4 protein-coding genes are annotated in these 5,968 nt (G+C 70.1%); 3 read left to right on the top strand and 1 reads right to left on the bottom strand.

Annotated elements, in window-relative coordinates; all coding sequences use genetic code 11:
* Positions 1 to 58 precede the first annotated feature (58 nt).
* Complete coding sequence (locus tag IRZ30_RS14910) at positions 59 to 2,089, bottom strand: GAF domain-containing sensor histidine kinase (RefSeq protein ID WP_294086273.1); 2,031 nt, start codon at positions 2,087 to 2,089, stop codon at positions 59 to 61.
* Between the two features lie 438 nt (positions 2,090 to 2,527).
* Here IRZ30_RS14910 and IRZ30_RS14905 point away from each other — a divergent pair, with 438 nt between their 5' ends.
* From IRZ30_RS14905 to IRZ30_RS14895, 3 genes are all read left to right on the top strand, one after another.
* Entirely contained in the window at positions 2,528 to 3,733 is a 1,206-nt protein-coding gene (locus IRZ30_RS14905; protein WP_294086271.1) for a trypsin-like peptidase domain-containing protein, read from the top strand.
* 795 nt (positions 3,734 to 4,528) lie between these two features.
* Positions 4,529 to 5,110, top strand: coding sequence for a sigma-70 family RNA polymerase sigma factor (locus IRZ30_RS14900; protein ID WP_294086269.1), 582 nt, complete (start codon positions 4,529 to 4,531; stop codon positions 5,108 to 5,110).
* Positions 5,092 to 5,889 (top strand): anti-sigma factor, encoded by a 798-nt coding sequence (locus IRZ30_RS14895; protein WP_294086268.1) that lies wholly within the window; start codon positions 5,092 to 5,094, stop codon positions 5,887 to 5,889. The genes IRZ30_RS14900 and IRZ30_RS14895 overlap by 19 nt, the downstream gene beginning before the upstream one ends.
* The last annotated feature ends 79 nt before the right edge of the window (positions 5,890 to 5,968 follow it).

The following is a 5,968-nucleotide window of genomic DNA, read 5'->3' as shown; positions in this document are numbered from 1 at the left end:
CATTCCCCCTCTCCCCTTGGGGGAGAGGGGGCTAGGGGATGAGGGGTAACCGCCGCCCCTACACCGCCTCGGATTCGGAGTGGGTCGCCTGGGAGAGGGGGATAGTGGCGCGGACGATCGTGCCGTCGCCTGGACAACTCTCGACGGTGAACTCGCCGCCCACCTGGGTGATGCGCTCCCGCATGGTCGACAGGCCGAAGCGGTGTGATTCGCCCAGCACGCGCTCCACTTCGAAACCGCGCCCGTCGTCGTGGACTTCGAGGGTAACCATGCCCCCCGCCACCGACAGCCGGATCGCGAGCGTCTTGCATCCCGCGTGCTTGCGCGCGTTCGAGATCGCCTCTTGCACCATCCGGAACAGGGCCGTCTCCACCCGAGCGGCGAGCAGCGGAAGCGCCTTGGGCACGGTCAACTCGACGTTGAAGAGCCGCTCCTTGCGCAGATCCTCGGCCAGGTGCGACAGCGCCTCCACCAGCGTCCGGCCTTCGAGCGGAGCCGCCCGCAGGTCGTGCACCGAGCGGCGCGCCTCCTCCAGGTTGCCGCGCGCCAGCGACAGCGCCCGCTCCACCAGCGGCCGGTACTGACGGTCGTCTTGCGGGATCTCCAGGTCGAGCCGCTCCAGGTAGAGGATGATGCCGATCAGCCCCTGCGCCAGGGTATCGTGGATCTCCCGCGCGAGGCGATTCCGCTCCTCGGCGATCGCCAGGCTCTGTGCCTGACGGTAGAGGCGCGCGTTCTCGATGGCCACGACCGCGTGGTTCGCGATCGTCATGAGCAGCCGCGCGTCGCACTCCCGGTAACGGTGCGGCACGTAGCTCTGCGCGCTCAGCAGGCCGATGACCTCGTTGCCCTGGATCAGCGGCGCGGCGATGACGCTGCGCACCTTCGTGCGCGGGTGTCCCACGCTGCGCATCGCCGGCGCCTCGGCATCGAGCACGTCGCCGACCATGACCGGCTGCCGCTCCTCCAGTGCACGGCGGAAGACCTCGCTGTACTGGAACGCCCGAACCGGGGCGTAGCGCTGCCCGCCGTCCGCGATGAACTCCAGGTCGAGCAGCCCGTCCTCACGGGTCAACCCGATGATGAACGCGTCGGTCGGCATCACGCCGCGGATCTCGTCGTAGATCGCCTGGAACACGTCGTCCAGGTCGAGGCTCGACGAGATGACGCTGGAGATGCGCTGGAGAATCGCCAGCTCCGCGATCTGCCCCTGCGCCTGCTGGTACAGGCGGCTGTTCTCGATGGCGCTGGCGGCCTGATCGGCAAGCAGACTCAGGAGTGTCTGGTCCTCCTCGCTGAAGGCACCGCGCGCGGACGACCCGACCAGGAGCACGCCGATCGGCCGGTCGCGCACGCGCAGGGGAACGACCAGCATCGAGCCGAAGCGCGTAGCCCGCTTGATCTCCTGCCCGAGTCGCGGGTCACGCCGCACGTCGGAGCTGACCGCCGGCCGGGCGCGGCGGAAGCAATAGCCGGAGAGCGAACCGTCGAGCGGGACGACCTCGCCGAGGCGCAACCCCTTCGCGTCGCCCGCCTCGGCGATGAGGCGCAGGCTCTCCGTCTCCTCGTCGTAGAGCCGGATCACCGCGGTATCGGCGTGCATCAACCGCCGCGCCTCTTCGACCAGGACCGTCAGGGTCCGGTCGAGATCGAGGTCGCTGGTCATCGCCGCGCTGACCCGCTGCAGGCTGATGAGCCGCTCCTCGCCCCGGCGCAACCGTTCCACCTCGGCGCGGTATCCCTCGGAGACGGCGTCGACGGCGTGGCGGGCCGCCTGCGCAACCGCCTCCCGCGTCCACGCGGCGATCGCCTCCGGCGCGCCGGGGATCTCCCGCACCTCGTCTTGCAGCATATCGCCGATGGTGTACAGGCAGGTGATGACCCGCCCGACGTCCTCCGCACCGCCGAGCGCGCCCACCAGGGACGCCACCGCGGCTGGAGCCGGGCCGCTCGCTCCGCAGTCGAGACCATCGAGGTAGTCGAGAACCTGCCGGCGCTGCTCATCGGTGGGGAGAGCGGCAAAAGTCGGGGAGAGCGCCGCGAGGTGCGGAGTCACACGGTCCGCCAGGGCTTCCACCCGCAGCCGCATCCCGTTCACACGCGCACCCTGCGCATCCACATCGGCCCCCCGTCTTCCCTACCCTACCCTGGCCGGGAGCGCGCACCAAAGAGGCTTCGTTCCGGGCGGCAAGGAAGGATCCCACGAAGATCGCCGGGCTACCGATTCTACCGCCGCTGTACCCCCCAGACAAGGGAACCACCTTAAGAAAGCGAGAGATGAATGTACGAGATCGACAGCTTCGCCCCACGCACCCGCCACCCCTGCGACATGGGTCGCCGCGCGGGAACACGCAACCGTCCCGCCGCCCCGACGACGCCCCCGCGCCGGCAGTCGCGGCCGGCACTCTGCGATGACCGTGGCACCAACACCGGACGCGCCGCGGGCGATACAGAGCCCGAGCCAGGGCATCACACGGCGCGATCTGACACGCCTCGACGATGGAACGAACCGATGAGGGAGTGGACGATGAAGACCCGACGAGCGGCGACCTACTGGGGCATGGCCGTGCTCTTGCTCCTGCTGGCCATCGCCCCGGCTTGTAGTGTGACCCGCGGCGGGGGTAACGGCGGGACCGGCGACGCCGGCGCGGCCCCGACGGCGACGAGCGGGACACCGGGCAGCAGCCCCCCGCCCACGTCGAGCGTTAGCACCAGCCCGACCGCGCCACCCAACGTTGCCGTGGCCCAGCCGCTGAGCGGCGACTTCATCGGCGCCGTGATCGCGGTCAGCCAGCGGGTCAAGCCGGCGGTGGTGCAGGTGACCAGCGAGGAGACGCGCTTCGACCAGTTCAACCAGCCCTTCACCGTTCCCGGGGGCGTCGGCTCCGGGATCATCTATGATCCGGCGGGCTACATCCTGACCAACAACCACGTCGTCGCCGGGGCCCAGAGCCTGCGCGTCTCCCTGCCCGACGGCCGCTCCTTCCCGGCGGACGTCGTCGGCACCGACCCGCAGACCGATCTGGCCGTGCTCAAGATCGACGGGCAGAACCTGCCCACCGCACCCTTGGGCGACTCGAACAGGCTCCAGGTTGGTGAGTGGGTGGTGGCTATCGGCAACGCGCTGGCGCTGCCGGGCGGGCCGACCGTCACCGTCGGGGTCGTCAGCGCGCTCAACCGGACGGTGCAGGAGCCCGGCGATAGCGGGGAGGCCGGCCCCTTCCTCTTCAACGTCATCCAGACCGACGCGGCGATCAACCCAGGCAACTCCGGCGGGCCGCTGGTGAACCTGGCCGGCGAGGTCATCGGCATCAACACCCTCGTCGCGGGGACGACGCAGTCGGGGTTCCAGGCGGAGGGGATCGGCTTCGCCCTGGCCATCTCGACCGTCAAGCCGTTCGCGGATGAGTTGGTCGCCACCGGCAAAGTGACCCATCCCTACATCGGCATCCGCTACACGCAGTTGACGCCCGCGATCGCCGCCCAGCTCGGCATTGAGGGGGCAATCAGCGGCGTGGTGGTGATCGAGGTGGTCGGGGGTTCCCCGGCCGAGCAGGCCGGTTTGCAGTCCCGCGACGTGATCACCGAGATCGACGGCCAGCCACTGACCACCGAGTCGTCACTGGCGGAGATCGTCAACACGCACCGCCCGGGCGACACGATCACCCTGACCGTCATGCGCGGGTCACAGGAGACGCAGGTGCAGGTGACGCTCGGCACCATGCCGTCATAGCCATAGCCGCCCCCAGGGATCGGCGCGCCCCTGGCGAGGCTCCGCGGCGGTGATAGGAACTCGGGGGTGATGGAGCATGACGAACTAGTCGGGTGTGGGCGGTCGGCCCGTGCCGGGGGTGGGTGGCGTGAAGGATCCCGCGTGGAGGCCCGCGCCCGGGGGGTGAACCCCCGGGCTGACAAAGAAAGCCGGCTAAAGTCGGCTGGGGGAACAGGACTCCCACGTCGGCGTTGTGTCCCACCGCTCGGTACATGTCCGGGGCGAAAGCCGCCGGGCTGAATAGGGGTAAGCCCACTGAAGTGGCTACGATGACGAGATGCAGGCGTATCCGATACAGCCACCTGCCGCCCCCAGCGTCCCCAGCCGGCTTCAGCCGGCTTCGCCTTGTCAGCCCGGCGGCTTTAGCCCCGGGCACGGGCCAGGCGGCGCGATCCTCACACCACCCATCCGATGTCCCGACGCCGGCGCGGCATCAGCCGCGCCATACCAAAGCGGCGGCTCGGGCCGCCGCACTCCAAAGCCGGCTTCAGCCGGCTTTCCTTGTCAGCCCGGCGGCTCTAACCCCCCGGCACGCGCCACCGCCGGAGATACGACGAACGAGTCCGAGGCGTAGGAGCCCCCCACCGCGGAAGGGTTCGGTCGTGCAGGGTGTTGTGGGGAATGGGTCCAGAATGTCTCGTACCGGGGCGGCTAGCACGCGCGCATGGCGTATAATTTGCCCATCACCACAGCGGGATCGCGGCCAGGCGCCCCCAGGGCCTCGGCCGAGCGTCGATCAGAGAGCAGGGGTGCGCCGTGTCGGTTTCGCCGAGCGACCAGGAGTTGATCGAGCGCATCCGGGCGCGTGACCAGGACGCGCTGGCCCTGCTCTATGATCGCTACGCCCGACCGGTCTACTCGCTCGCGCTCCACATCCTCCACGACCGGCGCGCGGCGGAGGATGTGGTCCAGGACGCCTTCCTGACCCTCTGGCAGCGGCCGGAAACCTACATCAGCGAGCGCGGCGCCTTCGGTCCGTGGATCCTGCGGGTGGCACGCAACCGGGCCATCGACCTGCTCCGGCGCCGGTCGCGCGAGACGTTCCACGACGACGACCGGGGCGCCCCCTTCGAAGAGCGCATCGTCGACCCGGACCCGGAGCCGGGCGACCAGATCTGGACGCATACGGTCGCCGACCGGGTGCGGGCCGCGCTGGAGGAGCTGACGCCGGCCCAGCGCGAGGTGATCGAACTCGCGTACTTTCGTGGAATGACGCAGAGCCAGATGTCCGCTCACCTGGATGTGCCGCTAGGTACAATCAAGACTCGGGTGCGCACGGCGCTCCGGCGCCTGGCCGACATCCTGGAAGAAGTAGAGGTATGGACCGACGTGCCCTGAGCCACGACGAGGTGGCCGACGACCTGCCAGCCTATCTCCTCGGCGCCCTCGACGACGAGGGCTGCGAGGCCGTGGCCGCGCACCTTGCCACCTGCCCAGCTTGCCAACGGGAGCGCGCACGGCTCGAGGCCACCATCGGCGCGCTCGCGACGCTGGCACCTGCGGCCGACCCGCCCCCCGACCTGCGCGACCGCCTGCTCGCCCGGTTGAACACGGATGCGGACGGCTCCTCGCCTACCCCACAGGACGCGACAGCGCCCGCCACACCGACACCGATCAGCCGGCTGCAGACGCCGCGCTGGATGCGCGTCGCCCTGGCCGCCGCCGCCGTGCTCATCATCGGGCTCGGCATCGCGCTCGCACTGATCGCCCGCGACCTCGCGCGCGTTCGCTCCGACCTGGCCGAACTGCGCGAGGAGCAGCAGATGGCCGCCGCCGCCCTCACCGGAGCCGCCCGCGCCATCCCGCTCGTCTCCGAGGGTGACAATCACGCCTACGGCACCCTCTACGTCTCGGGCGACGACCGCGAGGCGCTGCTGGTGGTAACGGAGATCCCGCCGACGCCCGACGGCCGGGTCTATCAGGTCTGGCTCCGCGAGGGAGAGGCGCGTACCAGCGCTGGGGTCTTCACCGTCGACGACTCCGGCCGCGCCGTTCTGCGCCTCCAGGCCCCGCGCCCCATCGCGGACTACCAGGCGATGGGCATCACCGAAGAGCCCGGACCCACCGGCAGCCCTGGCCCCACGAGTCCTCCACTGGCCACGTGTAGCCTGTCGTAGACCATCCGTCATACGTCATGCGTCATCCGTAGTGCTCCCCCTCGCCCCTCCGTGGGAGAGGGGGTTGGGGGGTGAGGGG

This window comes from Sphaerobacter sp., assembly GCF_019683595.1.
Lineage (GTDB): Bacteria > Chloroflexota > Chloroflexia > Thermomicrobiales > Thermomicrobiaceae > Sphaerobacter.
The sequence above is the reverse complement of the archived record's forward strand: the minus strand, read 5'-3'. Positions and strand labels throughout refer to the sequence as shown.